This is a genomic window from Brevibacterium sp. MGP-B1 (genome assembly GCF_057766545.1).
Window position 1 is genome coordinate 3,007,590 of sequence record NZ_CM173407.1, and the last position, 23,531, is coordinate 3,031,120.

At 66.7% G+C, this 23,531-nt stretch carries 22 protein-coding genes; 9 read left to right on the forward strand and 13 right to left on the reverse strand.

What is annotated here, in order from left to right; translation table 11 throughout:
* Genes AC3CD9_RS13750 through AC3CD9_RS13770 form a run of 5 tightly spaced genes read right to left on the reverse strand, consistent with a single transcriptional unit; the run spans position 1 to position 6,988 of the window.
* Positions 1-1,431 (reverse strand): NtaA/DmoA family FMN-dependent monooxygenase, encoded by a 1,431-nt coding sequence (locus AC3CD9_RS13750; protein WP_488364444.1) that lies wholly within the window; start codon positions 1,429-1,431, stop codon positions 1-3.
* Entirely contained in the window at positions 1,424-3,352 is a 1,929-nt protein-coding gene (locus AC3CD9_RS13755; protein ID WP_488364446.1) for a dipeptide ABC transporter ATP-binding protein, read from the reverse strand. The genes AC3CD9_RS13750 and AC3CD9_RS13755 overlap by 8 nt, the downstream gene beginning before the upstream one ends.
* Entirely contained in the window at positions 3,349-4,287 is a 939-nt protein-coding gene (locus AC3CD9_RS13760) for an ABC transporter permease (RefSeq protein WP_488364451.1), read from the reverse strand. Before AC3CD9_RS13760 ends, AC3CD9_RS13755 begins: the two co-directional genes overlap by 4 nt.
* Positions 4,284-5,354, reverse strand: a complete 1,071-nt coding sequence (locus AC3CD9_RS13765; protein ID WP_488364452.1) for an ABC transporter permease — start codon at positions 5,352-5,354, stop codon at positions 4,284-4,286. The genes AC3CD9_RS13760 and AC3CD9_RS13765 overlap by 4 nt, the downstream gene beginning before the upstream one ends.
* Positions 5,354-6,988 carry an ABC transporter substrate-binding protein gene (locus AC3CD9_RS13770; protein WP_488364453.1) on the reverse strand — a complete coding sequence of 545 codons (1,635 nt, stop codon included), beginning with the start codon at positions 6,986-6,988 and terminating at the stop codon, positions 5,354-5,356. Before AC3CD9_RS13770 ends, AC3CD9_RS13765 begins: the two co-directional genes overlap by 1 nt.
* A gap of 512 nt (positions 6,989-7,500) precedes the next feature.
* Here AC3CD9_RS13770 and AC3CD9_RS13775 point away from each other — a divergent pair.
* Positions 7,501-7,866 carry an ArsR/SmtB family transcription factor gene (locus tag AC3CD9_RS13775; protein ID WP_488364454.1) on the forward strand — a complete coding sequence of 122 codons (366 nt, stop codon included), beginning with the start codon at positions 7,501-7,503 and terminating at the stop codon, positions 7,864-7,866.
* Complete coding sequence (locus AC3CD9_RS13780) at positions 7,863-8,354, forward strand: SRPBCC domain-containing protein (protein ID WP_488364455.1); 492 nt, start codon at positions 7,863-7,865, stop codon at positions 8,352-8,354. The genes AC3CD9_RS13775 and AC3CD9_RS13780 overlap by 4 nt, the downstream gene beginning before the upstream one ends.
* On the opposite strand, the gene AC3CD9_RS13785 is transcribed toward AC3CD9_RS13780, so the two are convergent.
* Positions 8,323-9,903 carry an acyltransferase family protein gene (locus AC3CD9_RS13785; protein WP_488364456.1) on the reverse strand — a complete coding sequence of 527 codons (1,581 nt, stop codon included), beginning with the start codon at positions 9,901-9,903 and terminating at the stop codon, positions 8,323-8,325. The genes AC3CD9_RS13780 and AC3CD9_RS13785 overlap by 32 nt on opposite strands.
* Before the next feature lie 267 nt (positions 9,904-10,170).
* Here AC3CD9_RS13785 and AC3CD9_RS13790 point away from each other — a divergent pair, with 267 nt between their 5' ends.
* On the forward strand, positions 10,171-11,202 hold the full coding sequence (locus AC3CD9_RS13790) for an NAD(P)H-dependent flavin oxidoreductase (RefSeq protein ID WP_139469095.1): 1,032 nt from the start codon (positions 10,171-10,173) through the stop codon (positions 11,200-11,202).
* A 48-nt stretch (positions 11,203-11,250) separates the two neighbouring features.
* Here the strand turns inward: AC3CD9_RS13790 and AC3CD9_RS13795 are convergent, their stop codons facing one another.
* Complete coding sequence (locus AC3CD9_RS13795) at positions 11,251-11,982, reverse strand: response regulator (RefSeq protein WP_216657057.1); 732 nt, start codon at positions 11,980-11,982, stop codon at positions 11,251-11,253.
* 168 nt (positions 11,983-12,150) lie between these two features.
* Here AC3CD9_RS13795 and AC3CD9_RS13800 point away from each other — a divergent pair, with 168 nt between their 5' ends.
* The 3 genes from AC3CD9_RS13800 (at position 12,151) to AC3CD9_RS13810 (ending at position 16,051) form a co-directional block, all read left to right on the forward strand.
* The gene (locus tag AC3CD9_RS13800) at positions 12,151-13,062 is read left to right on the forward strand and encodes a hypothetical protein (RefSeq protein WP_488364458.1); all 912 of its coding nucleotides are present in this window, start codon (positions 12,151-12,153) and stop codon (positions 13,060-13,062) included.
* On the forward strand, positions 13,059-15,053 hold the full coding sequence (locus AC3CD9_RS13805) for a sensor histidine kinase (RefSeq protein WP_488364459.1): 1,995 nt from the start codon (positions 13,059-13,061) through the stop codon (positions 15,051-15,053). Before AC3CD9_RS13800 ends, AC3CD9_RS13805 begins: the two co-directional genes overlap by 4 nt.
* Before the next feature lie 74 nt (positions 15,054-15,127).
* The gene (locus AC3CD9_RS13810) at positions 15,128-16,051 is read left to right on the forward strand and encodes a hypothetical protein (protein WP_488364460.1); all 924 of its coding nucleotides are present in this window, start codon (positions 15,128-15,130) and stop codon (positions 16,049-16,051) included.
* 5 nt (positions 16,052-16,056) lie between these two features.
* Here AC3CD9_RS13810 and AC3CD9_RS13815 read toward each other — a convergent pair whose 3' ends face one another.
* Positions 16,057-16,458 (reverse strand): hypothetical protein, encoded by a 402-nt coding sequence (locus tag AC3CD9_RS13815; RefSeq protein ID WP_488364461.1) that lies wholly within the window; start codon positions 16,456-16,458, stop codon positions 16,057-16,059.
* A complete protein-coding gene (locus AC3CD9_RS13820; RefSeq protein WP_488364462.1) occupies positions 16,458-17,468 on the reverse strand; it encodes a CPBP family intramembrane glutamic endopeptidase in 1,011 nt (336 codons plus the stop codon). The genes AC3CD9_RS13815 and AC3CD9_RS13820 overlap by 1 nt, the downstream gene beginning before the upstream one ends.
* 181 nt (positions 17,469-17,649) lie before the next feature.
* Here AC3CD9_RS13820 and AC3CD9_RS13825 point away from each other — a divergent pair, with 181 nt between their 5' ends.
* Both AC3CD9_RS13825 and AC3CD9_RS13830 read left to right on the forward strand, forming a co-directional pair.
* Positions 17,650-19,053 carry a sensor histidine kinase gene (locus tag AC3CD9_RS13825; protein ID WP_488364463.1) on the forward strand — a complete coding sequence of 468 codons (1,404 nt, stop codon included), beginning with the start codon at positions 17,650-17,652 and terminating at the stop codon, positions 19,051-19,053.
* A 2-nt stretch (positions 19,054-19,055) separates the two neighbouring features.
* The gene (locus AC3CD9_RS13830; protein WP_488364464.1) at positions 19,056-19,688 is read left to right on the forward strand and encodes a response regulator; all 633 of its coding nucleotides are present in this window, start codon (positions 19,056-19,058) and stop codon (positions 19,686-19,688) included.
* A gap of 14 nt (positions 19,689-19,702) precedes the next feature.
* On the opposite strand, the gene AC3CD9_RS13835 is transcribed toward AC3CD9_RS13830, so the two are convergent.
* From AC3CD9_RS13835 to AC3CD9_RS13845, 3 genes are all read right to left on the reverse strand, one after another.
* Positions 19,703-20,464 (reverse strand): 3-hydroxyacyl-CoA dehydrogenase, encoded by a 762-nt coding sequence (locus tag AC3CD9_RS13835; RefSeq protein ID WP_488364465.1) that lies wholly within the window; start codon positions 20,462-20,464, stop codon positions 19,703-19,705.
* 219 nt (positions 20,465-20,683) lie between these two features.
* The gene (locus AC3CD9_RS13840) at positions 20,684-21,262 is read right to left on the reverse strand and encodes an NADPH-dependent FMN reductase (protein ID WP_488364466.1); all 579 of its coding nucleotides are present in this window, start codon (positions 21,260-21,262) and stop codon (positions 20,684-20,686) included.
* Positions 21,263-21,270: 8 nt separating this feature from the next.
* On the reverse strand, positions 21,271-21,657 hold the full coding sequence (locus AC3CD9_RS13845) for a hypothetical protein (RefSeq protein WP_488364467.1): 387 nt from the start codon (positions 21,655-21,657) through the stop codon (positions 21,271-21,273).
* Between the two features lies 1 nt (position 21,658).
* On the opposite strand from AC3CD9_RS13845, the gene AC3CD9_RS13850 reads away from it, so the two are divergent.
* Positions 21,659-22,318 (forward strand): TetR/AcrR family transcriptional regulator, encoded by a 660-nt coding sequence (locus tag AC3CD9_RS13850; protein WP_488364468.1) that lies wholly within the window; start codon positions 21,659-21,661, stop codon positions 22,316-22,318.
* Positions 22,319-22,394: 76 nt separating this feature from the next.
* Here the strand turns inward: AC3CD9_RS13850 and AC3CD9_RS13855 are convergent, their stop codons facing one another.
* On the reverse strand, positions 22,395-23,462 hold the full coding sequence (locus tag AC3CD9_RS13855) for an IS110 family RNA-guided transposase (protein ID WP_488364469.1): 1,068 nt from the start codon (positions 23,460-23,462) through the stop codon (positions 22,395-22,397).
* Positions 23,463-23,531 lie beyond the last annotated feature (69 nt).

Below are 23,531 nucleotides of genomic sequence, written 5' to 3' on the forward strand. Positions count from 1 at the left end.
TCAGCCCACCTCCTTGAGTTCGCGGGTCGGAGCGTCGGGGGTGCCGGCGACACCGATCTCTGTGGTGTCGGTTTCTGCGGCGGCGGTGCTGCGGGCTTCGCGACGGGCGTCGGCCCAGTCGGCGGCGGTGCGGGCGGCGGGCAGTCCGATGTTCTCGCGCAGGGACCCGTCCGGATACTCGGTGCGGTAGACCCCGAGTTCCTGGAGTTCGGGCACGACCTTCTCAACGACCTCGTCGAGTCCGCCCGGGGTGAGGTGGGGGACGAGGATGAAGCCGTCGGCGGCTTTGGTGCGGACCGCCTCGGCGAGGTCGGTCGCGACCTGGTGCGGGGTCCCGACGTAGGAGTGGCGGGTCGAGACCCGGATGACGAGCTCACGGGCGGTGAGGTTCTCGGCCTCGGCGATCTTCCGCCAGGATGCGATCGTCGCCTCCGCGTCCTTGATGTGTTTGACCCTGCCCTGGGAGATCGAGTCGGCGGCCGGCGGCACATCGGGCAAGGGTCCGTTGGGGTCGAAGGCGGAGAGGTCGCGGTCCCACACGCGTTCGAGGAACGCGATGGCACCGGCCTCGCTGACCTGTTGGGCGGCGACCTCACGGGAACGTTCGACCGCCTCGGTGGGAGTGTCCCCGAGAATGACGGAGATTCCCGGGTAGATCTTCAGGGAGTCTTCGGTGCGGCCGTAACGGGCCAGCCGGGATTTCACTTCCGCGTAGAACTTCCGTCCGGATTCGGGGTCGGAGTGGCGGGTGAAGATGACGTCGGCCGAACCGACGGCGAAGTCACGGCCGGAGTCCGAGTCCCCGGCCTGGAAGACGACGGGGTGACCACCGGGCAGGGCACCGGCGGGGAAGCGTCCGGCGATGTCGAAGAAGTTGCTGGCATGGGCGAATGACCCGTCACCGGCAGCGGTGTCCCAGAGTCTCCGAGCCACGTCGATGAAGTCTTCGGCTCGGCGGTAGCGGTCGGCGTAGTCGAGGTAGCCGCCGCGGCGGAAGTTCTCCCCGGTGAAGACGTTGGAGGTGGTGACGACGTTCCAGGCGGCGCGACCGTTCGAGAGGTGGTCGATCGTCGCGAGCCGGCGGGCGATGTCGAAGGGTTCGTTGAACGTCGAGCTCAGCGTCCCTGCCAGGCCGATGCGCTTGGTCACAGCGGCGAGCGCGGACAGCACGGCCGTGGTGTTCGGACGACCGACGACGTCGAGGTCGAAGATCTTTCCCTGATGTTCGCGCAGGCGCAGGCCTTCGGCGAGGAAGAAGAAGTCGAAGAGTCCTGCCTCGGCGGTCTGTGCGAGGTGGGCGAAGGAGTCGAATTCGATGTGGCTGCCCGAGGCGGGATCAGACCACACGGTCGTGTTGTTCACTCCCGGGAAGTGAGCGGCGAGGTGGACCTGCCGCGGCTGGCCGGGGATGGTGGTGGCGAAGTCAGGCATGGGATGCTCCTGTCAGTTCGGTGGGGTTCGGGGTCGGCGAGGCGTCGCCGGTGTCAGTGGCGGTCGCGCGTACGTCGGTGTCAGTGGTCTCTGTCGAGGTCGTGCGCACGGCCGTACGCACGGCCGAGTCGTCGAAGCACGGCACTGCGTCGATGAGCGCCCGCGTGTAGTCGTCACGGCTCTCGTGCAGCACACGAGCGGTCGGCCCGGATTCGACGACGCGACCGTCCTTCATCACGATCACCTCGTCGGCGATCTGCTCGATGACGGCGAGGTCATGGGAGATGAAGAGGTAGGCGACGCCGAGGCGGGCCTGCAGGTCGACGAGCAGCTGGAGGATCTGTGCCTGCACGCCGACGTCGAGTGCGGAGACGGGTTCGTCGAGGATGATCACCTCGGGATCGACGGCCAGCGCGCGGGCGATCGCGAGCCGCTGCCTCTGACCTCCCGAGAGCTCCCGCGGGGTGCGCTGGAGGAGGCTGTGATCGAGGGCGACGGAGTCGAGCAGCTCCCGCACGCGTCCCGGCCGGTCGGCTCGGGTGCCGATGCGGTGGCCGCGCAGCGGTTCGGTGAGGATCCGCTCGACCGTGTAGTGCGGGTCGAGAGCCGCGCTCGAGTCCTGGTGGACGTAGCGGATGCGCCGTCCGAGGTCCTTCCGCCGGTAGTCATTGACGGGTTTTCCGTGGAGGGTGATCTCGCCTGAATCCGCTCGGTCGGCAGCGAGCAGGATCCTCGCCGAGGTGGTCTTCCCCGACCCGGATTCGCCGACGATTCCCACCGTCGACCCGGCCCGCAGATTGATGTCGAGACCGTCGACGGCGGGACGATCCCCGCCGAAGTTCCGTACGATGCCGCGCCCTGCCAGGACTGCCTCGGCGCCGTCGTCGGTGCCGGAATCGGCGGTGTCGGCGCCCCGGGTCGGGGACGCGCTCGACGAGGCGGTCGTGCCGGCTGTGTCTGCGCTCGGCCGCAGCCGACCCCACCCGAGGTGCGGGGCCGCGGCGAGCAGCGACTGTGTGTAGGTGTGCTGAGGGTCGGCGAGGACGGCCTCGGTGGGCCCTGTCTCGACGATGCGGCCGGCCTGCATGACCAGCAGCTTTGCGGCGCGTTCCTTCGCGACGCCGAGGTCGTGGGTGATGAGCACGAGCGCGGTCTGCGACCCGGCGACGAGGCCGCCCAGCACATCGAGTACCTGTTTGGCCACGGTCGCATCGAGCGCCGAGGTGGGTTCGTCGGCGATGATAAGCGCCGGGCGGGCGGCGATCGCATTGGCGATGAGCACGCGCTGCCGCTGCCCGCCGGAGAGCTCGTGCGGATACCGCCGTCCGTGGGTCGCCGGATCGAGTCCCACGGCGGTGAGCACCTCTGTGATGCGGGGTCTGATCTGCGGTTTCGCAAATCCGTTGACCGTGAGCGTCTCGGCCAGGGCGGAGCTGATCGTGCGCACCGGGTTGAGCCCGGCACCCGCGTCCTGCGGCACGTAGGCGATCCCCGTGCCGAGGATCCGCTGCCACGTGCGCGGCTTCGCCAAGGTGAGATCCTCGCCGAGGTGGCTGTGCGTGTCAGCGTGGACCTTCGTCCCAGCCGGGAGAAGTCCGGTCAGCGCCGCGGCCGTCGTGGACTTGCCAGATCCGGACTCGCCGACAATGGCGAGCGTATCGCCGGCGGCGAGACTGAGGTCGATGTCCGCAATCGCCGGGGTGGGAGCACCGGGATAGGTGACGCTCAGTCCCACAACCTCGAGGGCCGCGGAGGCCTGAGGCGACGGGGTCGGCTGGGCCTGGGTCAGGCCCCCGGTCGGGGTCGGCTGGGCCTGGGGCGGCTGGGTCTCCGGGGCCTCGGTGGTCTCCGGGCCGGCATCGTCGAGGAGTTCGGTGCCGGCGCCGGCCGAAGGCCAGGAGAGGAGATCGGTGTTGATCATCGGAATTCCTTCTCGGAGTTGACGGCGTGGGAGAGACGGTTGGCGGCGAGCACCACCGCCGCAACGACGAGTCCGGGGAAGGTCGTCATCCACCAGGCTGCGGCGAGGAAGTCGCGCCCCTCGGAGACGAGCAGACCCCATTCGGGCTGCGGCGGCGGGGCACCGAAGCCGAGGAAGCTCAGGGCCGAGACGGCGAGCACAGCCGACCCGAATTCGAGTGCGAGCAGCGCCCCGATCGGGCCTCTGACCTGCGGCAGGATGTGCCGGGCGAGGACCGATGCGGCCGAAAGTCCATCGGCGCGGGCGGCGCGGACGAATTCGGTCGAGCGCCACCGGATCACCTCGGCGCGGGTGAGACGGGCGAACGAGGGCACGGCCGCGACGCCGACGGCCACGGCGACGTTGAGGGTTCCGAGGCCGAGCGCGGTGATCACGGCCATCGACAGCAGCAGGCCGGGCACGGCCTGGAGGACGTCGACGGTGCGCATGAAGATCGCGTCGAGGACTCCGGTGAAGAAGCCGGCGAGCAGGCCGATGAGGACGCCTGCCCCGACCCCGATGAGCACGGCGGCGAGGCTGGCCGACAGGGTCTGCGCGGAACCGTGGATGGTGCGGGCGTAGACGTCGCGGCCGAGTTGGTCGGTGCCGAAGATGTGCTCGGCGCTGGGCGGCAGGAGCCGGTTCGCCGGGTCGCCGGTGAGCGGATCGACGCTGGTGAGCAGGGTCGGCCAGACGGCGGCGAGTGCTGCGAGTCCGAGGACGATGATCGCGATGACTTCGACGATCCCGATGTGGGAGGAACCCACCGCCGAGGTGAGGCGACGCAGCCGACCGGGCGTGCCGCCGCCGGGGACCCGGTCCTCGTGGCGCCGGCCCGCACTGGGCCCGGTCGGTGCGATCTGGGCGTTCTTCTGCAGTTCGGTGGCCAGGCTCATGCGCGCGCTCCTTCTGTCTCCGTCGATGCGGACTCTGCCGTCGAGCCGGCCGGGCTCGCACCGGCGGGTGCGTCCTCACGGTCGGCCGCCTCGGCGAGGGTGTCCCTGGCCTTGGTTTCGAGCTTCCGGCGGGCGGCGCGCAGCCGCGGATCGAGCAGCGGGTAGGTGAGGTCGGTGATGAGGTTGACGAGGACGAACACGGCCGCGGCGAAAAGGACGATGCCCTGGACGAGCGGGATGTCCTGCCCGGTCACGGCGGTCTGCGCGAGCCGGCCGAGGCCCTGCCGGGAGAACACGTTCTCGACGACGACGGACCCGGCGAGCGCCTGGCCGAAGAGCACCCCGCCCATTGTCAGCGCCGGCAGCAGCGCCACGGGCAGGGCCTGGCGCAGCAGCAGCCGCAGCCGCGTGTAGCCCGATGCGTGGAAGGTCGTGACGAAGGGCTGGATCCAGGCGTTCTGCAGCGAGCGGAAGAGGACCTGGGCGATGATCGCCGACAGCGGGATCGCCAGGGTCACGGCCGGCAGCACGATCGCGGCAGGGGTGCCGGTGCCCACCGCAGGGAAGAGCGGAAGGCGGAAGGAGAAGATCTGCAGCAGCATCAGTCCGACCCAGAAAGTCGGCAGTGCGACCCCGAGTCCCGGCAGAGCCGCGAGGGTGTCGCGCAGCCACGGGCGGCGGGTCAGGGTCGCGGCAACCGCGATGATGGCCCCCACCGCGAAGGCGAGACCTAAGGCCAACGCGGCGAGCGCGAGCGTCGAGGGCAGGGCGGCGGCGATCGCCTCGGTGACTGGGGTGCCGGCCTGGATCGAGGTGCCGAAATCAAGGCGGACGACGGCCAGGAGGGCGAGCAGGTACTGGATGGGCAGCGGCTGGTCGAGGTTGAACTCGGCACGAAGCCTGGCCACCTCGGCGGGGTCGAAGCTCTGCAGCTCTCCCCCGGCGCCGAGCATCGTGATGACCGGATCGCCGGGCAGCCAGTAGAGGAGGAAGAAGCTGAAGGTGAACGCGATCCACAGGACGAGCAGTCCTTGGGCCAGCCGGGAGGCCAGGTAGCGCAGGCTCATCACTGCTCACCGTCCAGCCAGGTGTCATAGAGCTGGAAGCGCGAGGAGGCCTCGTACTTGAAGTCGTGGACATTCTTGCCGGTGCCGATCACTCCGGAGAGTTCGACGATCGGAATCGAGTAGCCTTCGTCGATGAGGATCTTCGCGGCCTTCGTGAAGTCCGCCGTGCGTTCCTTCTCGTCGAGCGTCGAGGTCGTGCGGGCGAGGATGTCGTCGAGTTTCTCCTTCTTCTTCCTCGCGTTGCCGTTCTGTTCGTCGACGCCGAAGTAGTTGCGCAGAACATCGCCGTCGGCACGGGTGAGGTTGCCGAAGGTCAGCTCTTCCTTGCCCTCGGCCTGCTGGGCGGTCACCTCGGCAGTGGTCTTCTTCTCGAGTTTGAGGTCGAAGCCGATCTCTCGCAGCTGCTGCTGGACGAGCTCGAGGAATGGGGCGTCCTGCCAGTAGGTCAGCGTCGTCGACAGCTTCTTGCCGTTCTTGACCCGGATGCCGTCGTCGCCGGTCTTCCAGCCGGCATCGTCGAGGAGTCTCTTCGCCCCGTCCGGGTCGTAGGCGAGCAGATCGGAGAGGTCCTCGTACTCAGGGGTCGACTTCGCCAGCACCGAGGTGGCCGGAGCCTGGTGCTGCGAGATCACGCTCTGCAGCTGGTCGCGGTCGATGCCCTTGACGAGCGCCTGACGCACCGACCTGTCCTTGGCGATGTTCCCGGTGAGCTTGGGCACGAGGTTGTAGACGACGCCCGGGTTCGGGCGGGAGGCGATGCCCAGTCCCTGCGCCTCGAGGGTTTTCTCGTCCTGGGACTGGACGGAGAAGTCGACATCTACCTGTCCCGACAGCAGTGAACCGTTGCGCACCGAGGCCTCGGGGACGATGGAGAATTCGATGCCGTCGAGGTGGGCCGGCCCTTCGTGCTCGGCGATCGATGACGGCCAGTCGTAGTCGTCGAACCGGGCGAGCTCGATCGACTTGTTGTGTTCGAAGGACTTCACCTGGAACGGGCCGGTGCCGACGATGTCTCCGGTGCAGCGTTCCTCGGGGGACTTCGCGAGTGTGTCCGAGGAGTAGAAGCCCAGCGACATCGTCGACGTCGCCTGGAGGAACTGGGCGTTGGACTTGTCGAAGGTGAATGTCACGGTCTGCTTGTCGGGAGTCTCGATCGACTTCAGCCCGTCGAGGTAGGTCTGTCCCAGGGAAGCCTTCGCCCCGAGTTCCTGGATCGCTTCGAAGTTCTCCTTCACCGAGGCGGAGGTGAAGTCCGTGCCGTCCTGGAACTTCACCCCGTCACGGAGGTGGAAGGTGAAGGTCTTCGCATCTTCGGAGACATCCCAGCTCTCGGCGAGCCACGGCTTGATCTCCTGCGTCTCCGGATCCTGATCGGTGAGCGAGTCCGTGATCTGACGAGTGACATTGAGGGTGACGTTCGTGCCCTGCTGCTGTCCGTCGAGGCAGGTCGGATCGACGTCGTAGGCGATCTTCAGTGTCCCGCCGTCCTGAGGTGTGGCATTTTCGTCCTCGGCCTGTGCCGATCCGGAGCACCCGGCGAGGAGGAGGGAACCTGCTGCGAGCACGGCGAGAGCGAAGTGAGAGCGGCGCTGCGGCGAGCGGGTCGGAGCGGCGGGAGAGCTGATGGTGGTCATGGGTGTCCTGGGTGGTGTCAGTGGTGGATGTGAATCAGAGGTGGTTGCGAAGGTGTCGGCGCGAGTTGCGACGATCACGGGCCGACCGTTCGGCAGTGATTGCTCAACATATCGCCGGAAAGATCAAGCGCTTTCGGTTCGGCGCCCCAGAATCACGCGAGAACGCGGAGCGTCCGGCGAGGCGAGGCGAGCGAGACCCGACAGCCTCCGCCGCAGAAAAGCCCGGGCGCCCGGAGTCGGCGAGAAATCAGCCTTTGAAGAGGCGTAACATCGGCATGGTCATGCAACAGTCAAGAGCCTCGAACCGTGCGGACAGCGCCCAGGTCTGCGAATTCTTGAAAGCGATCATCATGCCCTCTGCTGAAGTGATGTCGTGGAATGTTGACGATTCACACCGTATCAGTAAACCCGATTGCTCAACAATAGTTTCTTACGGCGACCGTCATCATTCGTCACAGAACCTTCAGCCACCCTCTTCCCATACGCCGCCCTAGGGTGTAATACTTAGCCTCATGGTTAAGTATTCGGATGAGCTCGATGCGATGTTCTCAGCATTGGCCGACCCCACTCGCCGCAGCGTGATCGCGCGTCTCGGGCGGGGACCGGCCAGCGTCGGAGAGCTTGCCGAGCCGTTGTCGATCTCGCTGCCGTCGTTCATGAAACATGTGCGCAGCCTCGAATCGTGCGGCCTCATCCGGACCGAGAAGTCCGGGCGCGTGCGCACCTGTGTGCTCAACCAGGATCGGTTCCATCTGCTCTCGGGCTGGCTCGAAGAACAGCGGCGCATCTGGGAACGCGCCACCGACCGGCTCGAACAGTTCGTCACCACGGGTTCCGACGACTCCGACGGGCCCACCCCCACCAAGGAGGAATCATGACCGCTCAGCTCTCTCGCACACGAAATCAGAATCCAGACCTCGACCTCAGCATCCAGCGGATCATCAGCGCCCCGAAGCAGGCCATCTGGGACGCTTGGACCACGCCGGATCAGCTGGCCCAATGGTGGATTCCGGCGCCCCTGAGTCTGCGCGTGGATTCGCTCGAGCTCGCTCCGGGCGGTGCCTTCGTCACCCGGATGAGCGAGGACGGCACCGAATGGCATCCGCATGTCGATGCGGTGTTCCTCGTCATCGAGGAAGGCAGCCGCCTCGTGTTCACGAACGCCGTCAGCAGCTCCTGGCACCCGTCGCTGCCGGACCCGGTGGCGATGACCACCGAGATCATCCTCGGCGACCATCCCGACGGCACCGACTACCGCGCCATCGTGCGGCACGGCAGCCCGGAGCAGCGCGCCCGGCATGAGGAGCTCGGGTTCTTCGACGACTGGGGCACTGTCACCGACCAGCTGGCTGCCGCGGTGGAGTGAGCCCGGCCGACAGGATGAGCGAACCCATCAGCAGGCCGGCCGCCACGACCGTCCAGATCATCGGCGCGATTCCGACGAGGAGGGCGATCGCAATGCCCATCGTGGCCGCTCCGACAGCGACGACGGCACGCGCCCGCGAGCTGAATGCCTGGACCGGGAAACCCTGCGGAAGGACAGCACGGACAAGCGCTGAGAGGCTGCGACCGACTGCGGCCAGTCGCTGTTCGGCGGGGAACGGGATCCGCTCCGCCGCCATGGCGACCAGCGCGGAGAGTCCCATGACTGCAAGCAGCCACGGCAGACGCGTCGCCCACCACCATCCCGACTCGATCTCGGGAAGGATGAACTCGGCGACGGTGCCGGTCGGCAGGTCGAGCAGAATCCCCGTCGGGAAGCCGACGACTGTCTGCGCCAGCCATCCGAGAGCGCCGATGAGGACGACGACGACGCTCATATGCCACAGGTAGACCTGCATTCCGTAGGAATTGCCCCAGGCGATGACCCGCGCCCAGAACTGGGCGGTCAGAATTCGGGAGGAGGGGGCCGCCTCGGCGAGGGCTGCGGCGGCTTCTCTTGGAACCATCGTCGACTCTGCGGACGGCTGATCGACGTTGAGCGCCCGATTCAGCCGGGCGTGGCACAGCCGCAGCACGCAGAGCTGTGCGACGCCGAGCAGGACGAGGGCGCCGGTCGGCGGATTGAGGTTGACGAGCATATTCGGGCTGTACACCCCGGCAGCCACGAGTCCGCCGAGGAGACCCAGCGCGGCCACAAGCGCCGTCCACACCGCGGAACGGCTGATCGGGCGGTCAACGGCATCGGCGAAGAAGAACCCGAGCTGTTGGATCAGCGGCCAGACGACGACGAAGTTGAGATAGCCGAGGCCCGCAATCCCTGTCGTTCGGGCGAGAGCGTCGACGACGATGACGGCACCGGCGAGGACTGCCAGGGACCGCCTCGGCGCCCTTTCATGGAAATGGACCGCCACGGGCACCAGTGAGGACAGGCCGAGGTAGACGGCGAGGAACCACAGCGGTTGGCCGATGCGGCGGCTCGCCTCGACGATGAGATCCGAGGAAACGCCCATGTCAGCGGCCGCGGACAGTCCGAGTCCGGCGATGACGACGAGGGCTGCTGTGGGTACGGCGAGGCGGCGCAGTCGGGCGCGCAGATAGTCGGTCCAGATTCCGCCTCGAGCACGGGTGCGCCGCCATCCGGTGATGCCCGCGTATCCCCCGATGATGAAGAACAGGGGCATGACCTGGAAGAACCAGGACGCTGCGGCGAATCCGGCGGTCGTCGACAGCGCGACCGTCGGCGCCACTGTGCCGTCGGAACCGAGTACGGCCGCGCTCATCATCGAGTGGAGGATGACCACGACGACGAGGCAGCCGAACCGGATGAGGTCGATGGCCTGGTCACGGTGGGGTGTGGCGGCGGTGTGGGGTTCGCGAGTCCGAGGTTCGGCGGGCGGGGCGACCGTGCTCTCGGGGGTTCGACCGACCTCGGTGCCGGCGGGCGGGGCCGGGTCGTTGAGCATGAGTGTCATGGCAGTTCCTTGTCAGAGTCGTTCAGTGCCGATCACAGGGAATCGGGGCGATGACACCGAAGTTAGGAACCGCGTCTGCCTCGGCACATCACGCCGGAGAGCCCACCTCTCCCCCGCCGACCGATACTTCCGAGGGATACCTTCGACCGGTCACCTCATACTCGCCGCACCCGATCGTGTGAGAATGGCGATGAGCACGCACCACCACGCGGCCGCCTCGCTCGGCGACAGACGCCGAGCCCGGGCCGCCGATAATAGGAGAGAACCGTGACGATCGCATTCGCGAAGACCTCACTGCCCATCATCGGTGCACCCATGGCCGGTGGGACGACGACGCCCGAACTCACCGAGGCTGTCGCCCGGGCCGGCGGATTCCCCTTCGTCGCCGGCGGGTATCTCACCGCCGAGGCTCTCGCCCCTCTTATCACACGGATGCGCGAGACGACCTCGAACTTCGGCGTCAACCTCTTCGCTCCGAATCCCGTCCCTGTCGATCGCGAGGCTTTCGACGGGTTCGTCAGTGCGCTCGAACCGGCCGCTGCCGCTCGCGGGATCACGCTCGATCCCGAACCGGTCGAGGATGACGACAACTTCGACGACAAGCTCGACTGGCTCACCGAGCACCCCGTTCCTCTGGTCTCGCTGACCTTCAATCTGCCCACCGCCGAGGCGGTCGACCGCCTCCACGCCGTCGGCACTCAGGTCGTCGCCACGGTGACCTCGGTTGCTGAGGCCCGTGCGGCCGCCGAAGTCGGGGTCGACGGGCTCATCGTCCAAGGTCCGCACGCCGGCGGACATTCGGGTACGGCCGATCCGACGCGGACCATCGAGGACCGCGCGACCGTCGATCTCGTCCGTGACATCCTCGCCGAGGTGGACCTGCCCGTGGCAGCCGGCGGCGGAGTCGACGGTGAGGCCATGGTGGGAGAGCTCCTCGGTGCGGGGGCGAGCTCAGTCGTCGTCGGCACCCTGCTTCTGCGCTCCGACGAGGCAGGAACGGCACCCACTCATCGGGCTGCACTGGCCGACGACGAGTTCACGGACACCCAGCTGACCAGGGCGTTCACCGGGCGCCCCGCGCGTGCGCTGGTCAATGACTTCGTGCGGACGTTCGACCCGATCGCCGTCGACGCCTATCCGGCCGTGCACCATCTGACGAAGGAGTTCCGCGCCGCGGCGAAGAAGGCCGATGACCCGCACGGCCTGCACCTGTGGGCCGGAACCGGATACCGCAGCGCCCAGGACGGATCCGCAGAGACCATAGTCAAGGACCTCGGAGCCGGCTTCGCCCGCGAGTAGTCAGCGAGCCGGCGTCCCCCGCAGACGCCCCTCTCCGAACCGCGCCGCTCAGTTCCCGGCGACGACCAACCCGGACTCGTAGGCGGCGACGACGATCTGGGTGCGGTCGCGCAACCCGAGCTTCGACAGGATCCTCGAGACGTGGGTCTTCACGGTCTGTTCGGCGAGGTACAGCTGTTCGGCCACCTCGGCGTTGGCGTGCCCCTTCGCCACCAGGGTCATCACGTCGATCTCCCGGTCGGTGAGCTGACCGAGCACCGCGGTGTCCTTGGCCACGGTGGGCCCGGCGACGTATTCGGCGATGAGGCGGCGGGTCACCGAGGGCGCGAGCAGCGATTCCCCGCCGGCGACGACCCGGACCGCGGTGATCATGTCTTCGGCGGTGGCGTCCTTGAGGAGGAATCCGCTGGCACCGGCCCGAAGTGCGGAGAACACGTATTCGTCGGCGTCGAACGTGGTGAGCATGATGACTCGCGGGTGGTCGCCGGGCATGTTGAAGATCGCTCGGGTGGCGTCGAGTCCGTTGAGTGTCGGCATCCGAATGTCCATGAGGATGACATCGGGGCTCGTGCGGCGAACGAGGTCGACGACAGCGGATCCGTCATCGGCGCTGCCGACGACCTGCATGTCCGACTGCGCGTCGAGCAGTGCCCCGAACCCCTGCCGCACCATCGCCTGGTCGTCGACGATGGCGACCCTGATCGTCGTCTCCGACGGAGGCGGCACACTCGCCGAGGCGGCTCCCCCGTCTCCGTTCCCCGCGTCCTCAAATCCCGGCATGGTCCAAACCTACCGGACAGCGGGGTCGCAGAACCCTCGCAATCCCCGAGAATCCGCCGCTCGGGCCCGGTTTCGCGCAGATCTCATCCTCATGGGTGATACGTGCGGCACTCATTTCACTCCTGCGTATGATGTGCCGGCGCATACCGGCTCCCTAACGTTCGAGTCATGATCATCACCGCCGTCATCCTCGCCACCGCAGCAGCGTTCTGCCTGGCCTTGGGCACCCACTTCCAACAGCATGCCGTGGCCACGATGGCTCCGGGCCTGCGCCGTCGCGCCACCTGGGCCACCGGGCTCGGCCTCATGGGGCTGGTCACGGTGCTCAACGTCATCGCGCTCGGACTCGGCCCGGTCGCCATCGTCCAGCCCATCGGCGCGGTTTCTCTCGTCTTCGCCGTCCTCATCGGTCGGCGGTACTTCGGGCTCCTCCTCGGTGCTCCGCTGCTCATCAGCATCGCGGTCACGCTCTTCGGAATCTTCTCCTTCGTGGCCACCTCGGCGAGGTTCGCCCACGACATCTCCGTGAACGCACAGTCGGTGACCTGGCTGCTCGCCGTGCTCATCGCCCTCACCGTCTTCGCGGGGCTGTTCTCGTTCAGCTCCGCCGGCCACATCCCCCGGGTCGTCATGACCGGGATCGTCTTCGGCACGGTCGCCGCGGCCACGCACGTCCTCGCCCGATCCGTCGTCATGTCGGGGCTGCCCGGACTCGATACGTTCGGTCTGCGCTGGTGGGCGCTGTTGGGCGCGGTCGGCCTGGCCTCGGCGGCGGGATTCTGGCTCGTCCAGACCGCTTACGCCTGCGGCCCCGCCGAGACCGTGCTGGCCGGCCTCACGGTCATCGATCCGATCGTCGCCGTCATCATCGGTGCCGCATTCTTCGGCGAGTACACGGGCCTGACTCCGCCGGCCACCCTCGGTCTGCTCGTCTCCGCAGCCATCGGCATCGGCGGAGTGTGGATGCTCTCGCGCTTCCACCCGAAGGTCCTCGAATCCCGCAAGACCGCTCGCACTGAGACTGCAGTCGGCACCGCGCACTCGACCTCGCAAACAGCACAGGAAGGAATCACGCTGTGAACCACTCCCCCGATCTCACCTCCCCCGCACCCGCCGACACGTACGCTGGAGATGTGCCCCGCCCAGCAGAGCCTCCGCAGATCGGTCAGAACGCCGCGACGGCCGCAGATTCTCAGGCCGCGGCCGCGCCGCGTTCGCGGTGGGCCCGGCTGTGGCACAATCTCGGCCGTGATGCCGGCCTCGTCGCCCCGAGCCTGCTCATCTCCCTCATCGCGTTCCCGGTGCTCATCGCCCTGTTCTCCGTCTCGATCGCCACTGTCATCGTCTGGGTCGGCGTGCTCCTCCTGCCGCTGACACTCACAGTCGCCCGCGCGTTCGGCAACCTCTCCCGGGCCCGTGCCCGTGCGTGGGGTGCCGCCATCACCGAGGCGGCTCCCCGTCCCCGTGGACGCGGACTCCGCTGGTGGTTGGCTCCGCTCTCCGATGCGCGTGCGTGGTTGGATCTGCTCTACGAAGCCGTGTTCGCACTGCCGATCCGACTCTTCACGTTCTCCGTCTCCCTTGCCTGGTTCGCAGGCGGTCTTGGCGGGATCACGCACTTCTTCTGGGGCGCGTTCGTCCCGGACGGAGGCGGAAACACCGTCGACTGGGTCGTCGCCTGGGTGACGAACTCCCCGGTCACCGACCTCGGATTCGCCGCCGAGGCGACCTTCCAGTTCATCGTCGGGATCATCCTGCTGCTGACGTTCCCCTTCATCCTCCACGCCATGGCACTGCTCGAGATCGTTTCGATCCGCGCTGCCCTGTCGACTGATGGGGAAGCTGCGATGCAGTCGGCGCAGTCGGCGCACCCGACTCATCCGGCGCAGTCGTCTGCACTGTCGACCATCGCTGGGAGTCAGGGGTGGTTCTGGCTCATCGCAGCGTTCGTCGGGGGCGTGCTCGTCGCGGTCGCGTGGCCGGTGACCACCGTCCTCTACGGTGTCCCGACGGTCTTTGCGATGCTGCTCGCCTTCGCCCTCAGCGCCGCGCTCCTGCTGGCAGTGCGATGGCCCATCCCGGCGATCGGCCTCGGCCTCGTCGCTCAGCTGGCAGGCATTCTGCTCACTGCGGAGGTCTCGGGAGCGGTACGACCGTTCACGGTCACCTCGCTGCTGGCTCTCGTGTTCCTCCACCTCATCATCGGTCTGCGGCACCGCTGGATCCACCTCGTCGCACTGTGGTCGGGCAGTGCGCTCATCGGCGTGCTCGCTCTGGTCCTGCCTCATGCCGGCGAGCTGCCCGGGGCACAGTCGAACGTCATCACCACCGCGGCCGTCGCCGCTGGTGCCGGAGTCATCGGCGTCATCGGCAACCTCCTCATCAAAGGTCGCAGACAGCTCGAATCCGAACGCGAACTCAGTGCCGCGGAGCTGGCGAAACGGCAAGAGCTGGAAGAGCGCAACCGCATCGCTCAGGAACTCCATGATGTCGTTGCGCACAGCATGTCGGTCATCAGCGTGCAGGCGACGACGGCGAAGTACCGGCTGCCCGGACTCGATGAGCGCAGCCTCGGCGAGTTCGATTCGATGGCCTCATCGGCCAGGCAGGCGCTGACGGAGATGCGGGGATTGCTCGCGATCCTCCGCGGTGGCCGGGATGCCGACCTGGCTCCTCAGCCGACCGTCGACGACATTCCCGCTCTCGTCGATGTCACGCGCGGCTCCGGTGCGGTCGTCAATCTCGACTTCCCCACCGAACCCATGTCGCTGCCGCCGACGACGAGCCTCACGGCCTTCCGCGTGGTGCAGGAGAGTCTGTCGAATGCGCTGCGGCATGCCGCCGGCGCCCCCGTGGCGGTCACCGTCACGGCCATCGGCTCCCGGCTCGAGATCTCCGTGCTCAACGGGGAACCCGACGGCGGGGCGGATGCGGCTGGGCACAGCCACCTCGGCGGAGGTTTCGGCATCAAGGGGATGCGTGAACGCGTCGAAGCCTTGGGCGGAAGCCTGCGGGTGGGGCCGACCGAGCACCGTGGTTTCGAGGTCAGGGCGTCGCTGCCGATGGAGTGAGTGCCTGCGGATCGATGACATAATCGATCAGGGATCCCTGCTGTCTGAAATCCCCTCCGAAAGGTGCAGAAACAGTGACTCACTCATCCCCATCGACGCCATCTGCCCCCTCGACGCCGGCACCGGAACCCGCGGCGCGAGAGCAGTCCCGGTTCGTCCGGGACCTGCGGCGCACGATCGCCGTCATCATCGTCGTGGCCTTCAGCGTGGCGGCGATCGGCGGGATCATCGTCATGCTCGGCGATATCGAGTCCGAACCGACGTTCCAGGTCATCGCCACGACGGCGGTGACCGGCGCCTGCAGCGTCGCCGCCTTCTGCGGGGCGACGCTCATCGGTCGGCGAGCCCAATGGTTCGGCAGCGCCACAATCCTGCTGGCGTTCATCACCCTGCTGGTGAGCATTCTGTTCATCTGGGGCGATCCGTACGTGTGGGACGACCCCGTCCCCGGCTCCACCGGCCTGACCATCGGCGACATCCTCTACCAGGTGCTCGCGTCGATCGTGCTCGTCACCGCCGTCGCTTCGGTCAGTTCGCTCATTCTGCTGCTGGTGCCCCGGTCCCGGGTGGTGCGGATCGGGTTGCCGATCACGCTCTGCCTCCTCGCGCTCGGCACGAGCCTGGTTCTCGTCACGATTTGGGTGGAATCAGCGTGGGAACTCGAGTGGCTGACCCGCCTCAACGGCATCGTATGGATCCTCGCCGCGCTCGGAGTCGTCATCGTGCCGCTGACCTCGCTGCTGCTCAGGGCCGGGTCGAAGCCTGCGGGCGCCGACCGAGCCGGCGAGACGTCAGCCCGGTCGACTCAACCGTCGTCGTCCCAGCCGGCGTCCCAACCGGCGCCGGCCCTGTCGCCTTCGACGCTCGATCGCATCAACGCCGCCGCGCGGGCCGAGGGCATCACGGTCGACGAGCTCGTCGATCGTCTTCTGGCCGCCGACTCGACACCGCCGGACGACTCCGCATCCGGGCCGCAGTCCGAACATCCACGACACTGAGCCGGTCAGCGGTCGTTCGCGCGTGAGTCCTCGAACTCCTTGGGCACACGGGTGTCGATGAACCCTGCGACAAAAGCGCCGATGATGAGCAGGACGATGAGTGCGATGATGCCGCCGATTTCCCTGAACACGGGATTCGTGAAATCGAACAGCCCAGGCCAGATCGCAAAGACCGCCACACAGCACACTCCGATGAAACCGAAGACGTTGAGCGTCGTACCGCCGCGGGAACGATGACGTGGTCCGGTGTATTCGGAGGCCTTCTGTTTCGGCGTGCCGAACTCGGCCTCGGGTGTCGTGCCTGCCTTCCGCGTCGTTTCCTTGACCTCGTGGAGGACGGTGAGGACCTGGCCTTCTTCACACCCGCGCTTGCGCAGGTTCTGGGCGAGCTCGCTGTAGTAGCTCATCACCGACTCGATTCCATTGCAGTGTCGGCATTCGCATCCCCGGCCGCACCTGCGTCCGAATTTTCGGAACGATCCCCGCGGGGACGCAGCGGTTCACGGTCGGTCGGGCCGCCTCGGCGAAAGGACGATCCACCTCGGCGGCGATGATCGAGAACGACGATGATGCCGAAGACGATCGGAGCCGCGATCGACATGACGACCTCGACTGTGGGGGCGCTCGTCGCATTGAGGTCGGCACCGGCGAGCACACCCAGACCGAACGCAAAGACGTTGTTGACGATGTGGAAGGCGATTCCGGCCTCGAGACCGCCGGTGATGATCGTCAGGATGCCGACGATGACGGCGAAGATGCCGACGTCGATGAGTCCCGGCAGGTCGTAGACGTGACCGACGACGAAGAACGGCGCGGGGATGAGCACCGCCCATGCGGGATGACGCAGCCACGAGCCGATGATGTTCATGGCCAAGCCGCGGAAGACGACCTCCTCGGCCGTCGCCTGGAACGGAACGAGGAAGATGATTGCGACGAGCATGGCGAGCACTTGGCCGTTCCACACGATTCCCGAGGTCAGGTTACCCATCGCCCCGTCGGAGAAGGTGACCATGACGATCGCGCAGACCACCCACACGGCCGCCCCGACCAGCAGATACCGGCCGAGCTGCCCCCATCGCATGCCGCCGCGGAGCGAGATCATCGAGGAGAACGAGCGCCGGTAGATGCATAGGGTCGCGAGCTCGGCGGCCGGCCACATGAGGATGACGCTGACGAGTCCGAAGAGGACGCCCGTGGTCGTGTTCATGTCGATGAGGCGTTCCGACCACGTGTTGACGTCACCGTCGGCGCCGAGGGCGATCAGCGCCCAGACGAAGAAGCCGACGAACAGGACGACGATTGCAATGAGGTAGAACACCGCGGTCAGGAGCGCCACGAGGATCGGCTTGAACCACCGATTGTCCGGCAGTGCGGCGAACTGACGATGATAGTGCAGAGTGTGGGGTCGGTTTCTCATGTCTCCACCCTTTCGAAACCGGCGGCCGCCCACCATCGGTCAAGGGCATGATTCATGTCATCCGATCGAATGAATGCGCACGTCAGGGCGCATCCGGCCGGGCTGCCGCGCCCTCGCGTCCGCTCCGAATTCATCCTTTCGGGCGACAGACCATCCGCCGTCTCACCGGTAGGCTCGAAGGGTGACACCTCGCCCCGCCCGCCGCCCGCTCGCGCATGCCCTCCTCTGGACCGGCATCTCCGCGGTCGTCGGCGTGCTCATCCTCTTCATCGTCATCGGACAGCAATGGCCGAATCCTGATTCCACCGGTGCTGAGGCCGATGCGCTCAGTGCCGAAATCTTCGTACACATCGTCTTCGGGCTCGTATCCTTCGTCTGTCTGCCAATCGTGCTCGTCTTCGACGGACGCCGGATTCCGCGCAAACAACTGCGGCCGAAGGTCCTTGCCTCAGAAAAGCTGCGCGAATTCCTCACAGTCACCGGGCACGGCGGTGATGAGTTCCTCGCCGCCGACGGGTCCGTCGAATCGCTTCAGCGGCGTCCGGGAGGCTGGATTCCCGTCACAGTCGGGATCATCGGCATACTCCTCGGCACTGTCAGCATCCTCGGCGCCTTCGCCGCTTCGTTCATGCTCATCTCACTGTCGGCCCGACGCAGCTGGGCCCTCGACTTCGTCGCACTCGCCGCCACACTGGCAGCCTTCTCAGCGACCTATGTGCTCACTCCACAGGCGGCGGGAGCCTTCGATCTTCCCGTGTTCGTCTTCGGCGGCACGATGTACGCCATCATCGTCATCGTCGGTGTCATCCGCGGCGCCCGCGAACAGGGCTTCATCGATTCCGCCGCACAGACCCTGCTGCGCGAACGTTCCCGGCAGGACCGCGCCATCGCCGAGGTGCGACGCGGCATCGCCCGCGATATGCACGATTCCCTGTCCCACCATCTCTCCGTCATCGCCATGTATTCCGGTGCCCTGTCAGTGCGGCAGGACCTCGACCCCGACGAGGTCCGCGAAAGTGCTCGTCTCATCGCCGATGCCGCCCGCCGCTCCGGCGTCGAACTCCGTGAGGTGCTCACGATGCTGCGCAGTGATGACCAGGGCACGGTCATCGACCCCGACATCGACCGCCTCGTCGCGGCCAGGGGCGACACCGCCGAACTGCGATACCTCGAACCGGTGACAGCCGAGTCGCTCCACCGGTGTGGGGCGCTCGAGCAGACGACGATCTACCGCTTCGTCCAGGAGGCGATCACGAACGCGGTGAAGCACGCCCCAGGCCAGACGGTGACGATCAAGGTCGGCTTCGATGAGGCCGACGGTCACCTCGTGCTCGTCGCCAGCAATCCGCACACAGGTCTGGCCCCGGCCTTCCGCGCCGGAGCGCAGCAGCTCGTCTCCGGATCCGGGTTGGGACTGCTCGGTCTGCGGGAGAGAATGGAGGCCATGGGCGGCGATCTCACCGTAACGACCACTCCGGAGTTCACCCTCCGAGCCCGCATCCCCGTCGACGCCGACATCTTCACAGACGGCGACGCCCTGGGTATGACCGAAACGACCGACCCCCGCGACGAGCAGGAGACATAGCCATGAGCATTCGGGTACTCATCGCCGACGACGAATCGCTCATGCGCTCGGGTCTCAAGCTCCTCCTCGGCGCGGCGACCGATATCGAGGTCATCGCCGAGGCGGTCGACGGAGTCGAAGCCATCGACCTCGCCCGTCGGCTGAGCCCCGACCTCGTGCTCATGGACATCCGGATGCCCGGTCTCGACGGTCTCGAGGCCGCGCAGACGCTGCTGTCCGATCCCGAACATCCGCAGGTGCTCATGCTCACCGCCTTCGGCACCGACGATTTCATCCACCGCGCCCTGCAGTCCGGGGCTGCCGGTTACATCCTCAAGGACACCCCACCGGAAGAGCTCATCAACGCCGTTCGCGCGGCAGCCGACGGCACCCGCACCCTGTCGGCGACCGCCCTGGCCACGTTGATGTCGTCCCGTCCGGCCGCCTCGGCGCAGGGTCAGGATCCGCTGGCAAATCTGTCGACCAGGGAACGGGAGATCGCCGAGGCGGTCGCTCAGGGTTTGACGAACGCGCAGGTGGCGCGCTCGCTCTTCGTCTCGACGGCGACGGTGAAGACTCACCTGGCGCGCATCTTCGACAAGCTCGAGGTGACCTCGCGAGTGCAGCTGGCGCTGCTCGTCAACGCCCGCCGCTGAACCTCCCTCATCGATCATTTCGGAGCCATGCGAATGGCGCCGTCGAGGCGGATCGTCTCACCGTTGAGCATCGGGTTGGCGACGATCGATTCGACGAGCTGCGCGTACTCGGCGGGCTTGCCCAGCCGCGCCGGGTGCGGCACGGACTTGCCGAGGGATTCCTGCGCCTCGGCGGGCAGTCCGGCCATCATCGGGGTCTCGAAGATTCCGGGGGCGATGGTGACGACGCGGATGAGGGAGGCGGCGAGTTCGCGGGCCATCGGCAGGGTCACCGCGGCCACGGCTCCCTTGGAGGCCGAGTAGGCGATCTGGCCGATCTGCCCGTCGAAGGCCGCGACGGAGGCGGTGTTGACGATGACTCCGCGGTCTTCGCCGTCCGGCTCCTGCTGCTGCATGGCCGCAACGGCGAGGCGGCAGACGTTGACGGTGCCGACGATGTTGATGTTCAGCACCTTCTGGAATGCCTCGAGCGGCAGCGGTCCCTTGCGGGAGACGAGCTTTCCGGGGGTCGCGACGCCCGCGCAGTTGACGACGACGCGCAGAGCGCCGAGCCCGGTCGCGGTGTCGACGGCGGCCTGAACCTGCTCTTCGTTCGTCACGTCAGCGGTGACGAAGTGGGCGGAGTCACCGAGTTCGGCGGCGACCTGTTGCCCCACCTCGGCGTTGAGGTCGACCATGACGACCTGGGCGCCGGCGGCCAAGAGGCGTTCGGTGGTGGCGCGGCCGAGTCCGGAGGCTCCGCCGGTGACGAGGGCGACGGTGTTCGTGAGATCCATGAGTGTCCTTTGCATCGCTGAGCGAACAGTTGATCACTGCGACTCTAACGCAGATGTGGGGACAGTCACTGTGCACGGTCGGGTGGGGCCGCCTCGGTGAGGGATCACCCTGACGGCGGCGCCGGTCGCAACCGGAACGGTGTCAATCGACACGGGGACGACAAAGCCCGCCGGTCGGGTGACCGGCGGGCCTGTCTCAGCTCAGCTGCGAGGGCGGACTCAGGCAGCCTGCTCCTCGGCACCGGCTTCGCGCACGGACTTCAGGGCCTCGCCCCAGGCGACGATGTCGTCGACCATGGAGGCGAACGGGGCGGCCGAGACCTCGGTCGGGGCGAACGTGCCGTCGGCGACGTCGGTGAAGATCGAGAACGATGCCTGGTCGCGGACGACGGCGAGCTTGTAGTTCGCGAGGATGTGGCGCAGGTGCTCAGCGGCGCGCACTCCCTTGTCGGCGCCGTAGTTCACGATGCCGGCGACCTTGTGGTTGAACTCGGTGGCGACGAAGTCGAGGGCGTTCTTCAGCGAACCCGAGATCGAGTGGTTGTACTCCGGAGTGACGAAGATGAAGGCGTCGAACTCTTCGAGCTTCGCGCCCCAAGCCTTCGTGTGGTCGTTGGCGTACATCTTCGCACCGGCGGGGATCACCTCGTCGAGGAGGGGCAGGTCGAAGCTGCCGAAGTCGACGACCTCGGCGCGGACGTCATCATTGGAAGCCAGCTGCTGCTCGACCCAGTTCACGATCTGCGGGTTGAGCGCCTGCGGGCGGGAAGTTCCGGGAATGATGGCAATGTTGAGCATATGCGTCCTCAAATCGTTGAGCGGTGTCCACCGGCCGGGCGGCCATGGCGGTCGAGTTCACTGGTGGAGCCTGCGACCTCGGCGAACCGGATCGGCTGCAACTCCACACTGCCCAACATTGTTGAACACTCAATCATTCCCGGATAGAGAGTGACGCTGGTCACCGGTTGAGACTGAGTCAGGTCACTGACCAGGCACTGCTCGATCACTGTTCCGGTGACGGGGCCATACGAAGTCCGCGACCGGTCGCAACGGACGCCGAACACGGTGATACCGTAATTCCGCGCGAAATCAGGCCCGCAGAGACCGCCTGTCGTGTATGGTCGTTGGGCAAGTGAAAGACTGTTCGTTAAAAAGTCGGCTTCAACGGAAAACAAGGCAAGGAGTCCGGTCATCGTGCGCTCAACCAACGGCCGCAACAATATTCTCCGCTCGGCCCGGGACACCTTCGCGGACAAAGGATTCGACGGCGCGTCCATCCGCGATATCGCACAGACAGCAGGTCTGAGCCTCTCAGCGCTCTACTACTACTTCCCGTCCAAGCAGGAAGCTCTCTACGAGCTCGTCCACACAGCCTATACCTGGTACGTCGAGCACTGCCGAGCGGTCATCGCCGACGTCGATGACGATGTCGTCGATCAGTTGGCCGTGGCGGTGCGCTACCTCGCCCGCTATCGCATGGAGAACGTCTCGGTCTCCACCGTGCTGCTGCGCGACACCGAGCGGCTCACCGGCGACAACGCCATCCGCGTCAAAGAACTCCAGCGAGAGGCCCGCGAGATCATGGGCGATATCGTCCAGGCCGGCATCGATTCAGGGAAGTTCCACGTCAGCAGTGCGGCTCTGGCCACTCGCGCCATCCACTCGATCTGCAACTCGCTCTCGCTGTGGTACCGGCCGACGGGTGACCTGACGCCTGACATGATCGAGCGCGACTTCACTCAGTACTCGATGCGCATCCTCGGCATCGACCCCGACGAGGCCGAACTCGACCGCCTGCTGGCCCTGCCTGTCAACCAGGCCGGAATGCTCGACTTCATCGCCGACACCAACTGACCCCCTTACTACCTGACGGCGGCCCAGCAACCTCGCGCGAGGTTGCTGGGCCGCCGTCAGGATCCTTCTATGTCTGTCAAGCGGCCTGGCCGATCGGTTTCGTGGCCTCGAGAATCCGATAAACAGAACGAGCCACGTGACGCTTCATGCACCGGATCGTCTCCTTCTTCGTCTTCCCCTCACCAAGCCGTTTAGCCATGTATGCCTGGGACTTCTCCTGGTGAGAAAGCCGCGTGATGGCCACCATGTACAACGCAGAATTCAACCGCCGATCGCCACTGCGGTTAAGCCTAAACCTCACCACGTTCCCCGACGACGCCGGTATCGGGCAGACCCCCGCCAACTTCGCGAACGCTGCCTCGGAACGCACCCGCCCATGATGCGACCAGGCCAGGTAGAACACAGCCGCGGTGATCGGCCCGATCCCCGGCTCAGCCAGCAACACCGCAGCTGGACTGTCCTTGACCATCGCCCCGATCCGGGTGGCGTAGTCCTTGATGTCCGCCTCGAGTTCGATGACGCGTTTGGCTAACCGGATGGCTTCCCGACGAGCCTCGGTCAGTTCCACAGCCTCGTTCCTGAGCCGCCACTTCGCCACCGTCTGGATCTTCACGACCGACAGTTTCCGACGCGCATCCATACCGAGGTCATGAGTCCGCAACAGCGCGGTGAGTGCGTTGATGGTGCGTGTCTTCTCCTGGGTCATGGACTCCCGCGCTTTGACCAGGATCCGCAGTCCCTGGCGCGGCCCATCAGCCTGCCGGGGAAACCGCAGCCGTGACTCGTCCAAAGGCAGGACCGTGCCAGCGATCCGTCGGGCATCGATCTGGTCGTCTTTGCCCGTGGCGTGCCGGTCGCGAGCATTCATGCTGGCGGCCTCGGCGACCGTATAGCCTGCGTCGGCGACATGGTCGGCCAGGATCGCCCCGTAAGTGCCGATGCCCTCGATGACCCACAGGGTATCGAGGTCGCCGCGAGTACGGCGGCCAGCCCACGCCAGGGCCCGTTTCAGGCCAGCTTTCGTGGTCGGGAATGCGGCCGTGTCGACGTGCTCGCCAGTGTTGGTCAGCACGCTGTAGACGTGGTTCTTCGCGTGGGTGTCGACGCCAACGACAAACGCGTATAAATGCGAGATGATAGTCATGACGGTTCGTGACTCTCCTGTGTCAGAGCGGATGAGGTCCGACCGTCAAAGCGGTCGGCTCCGGTCCGG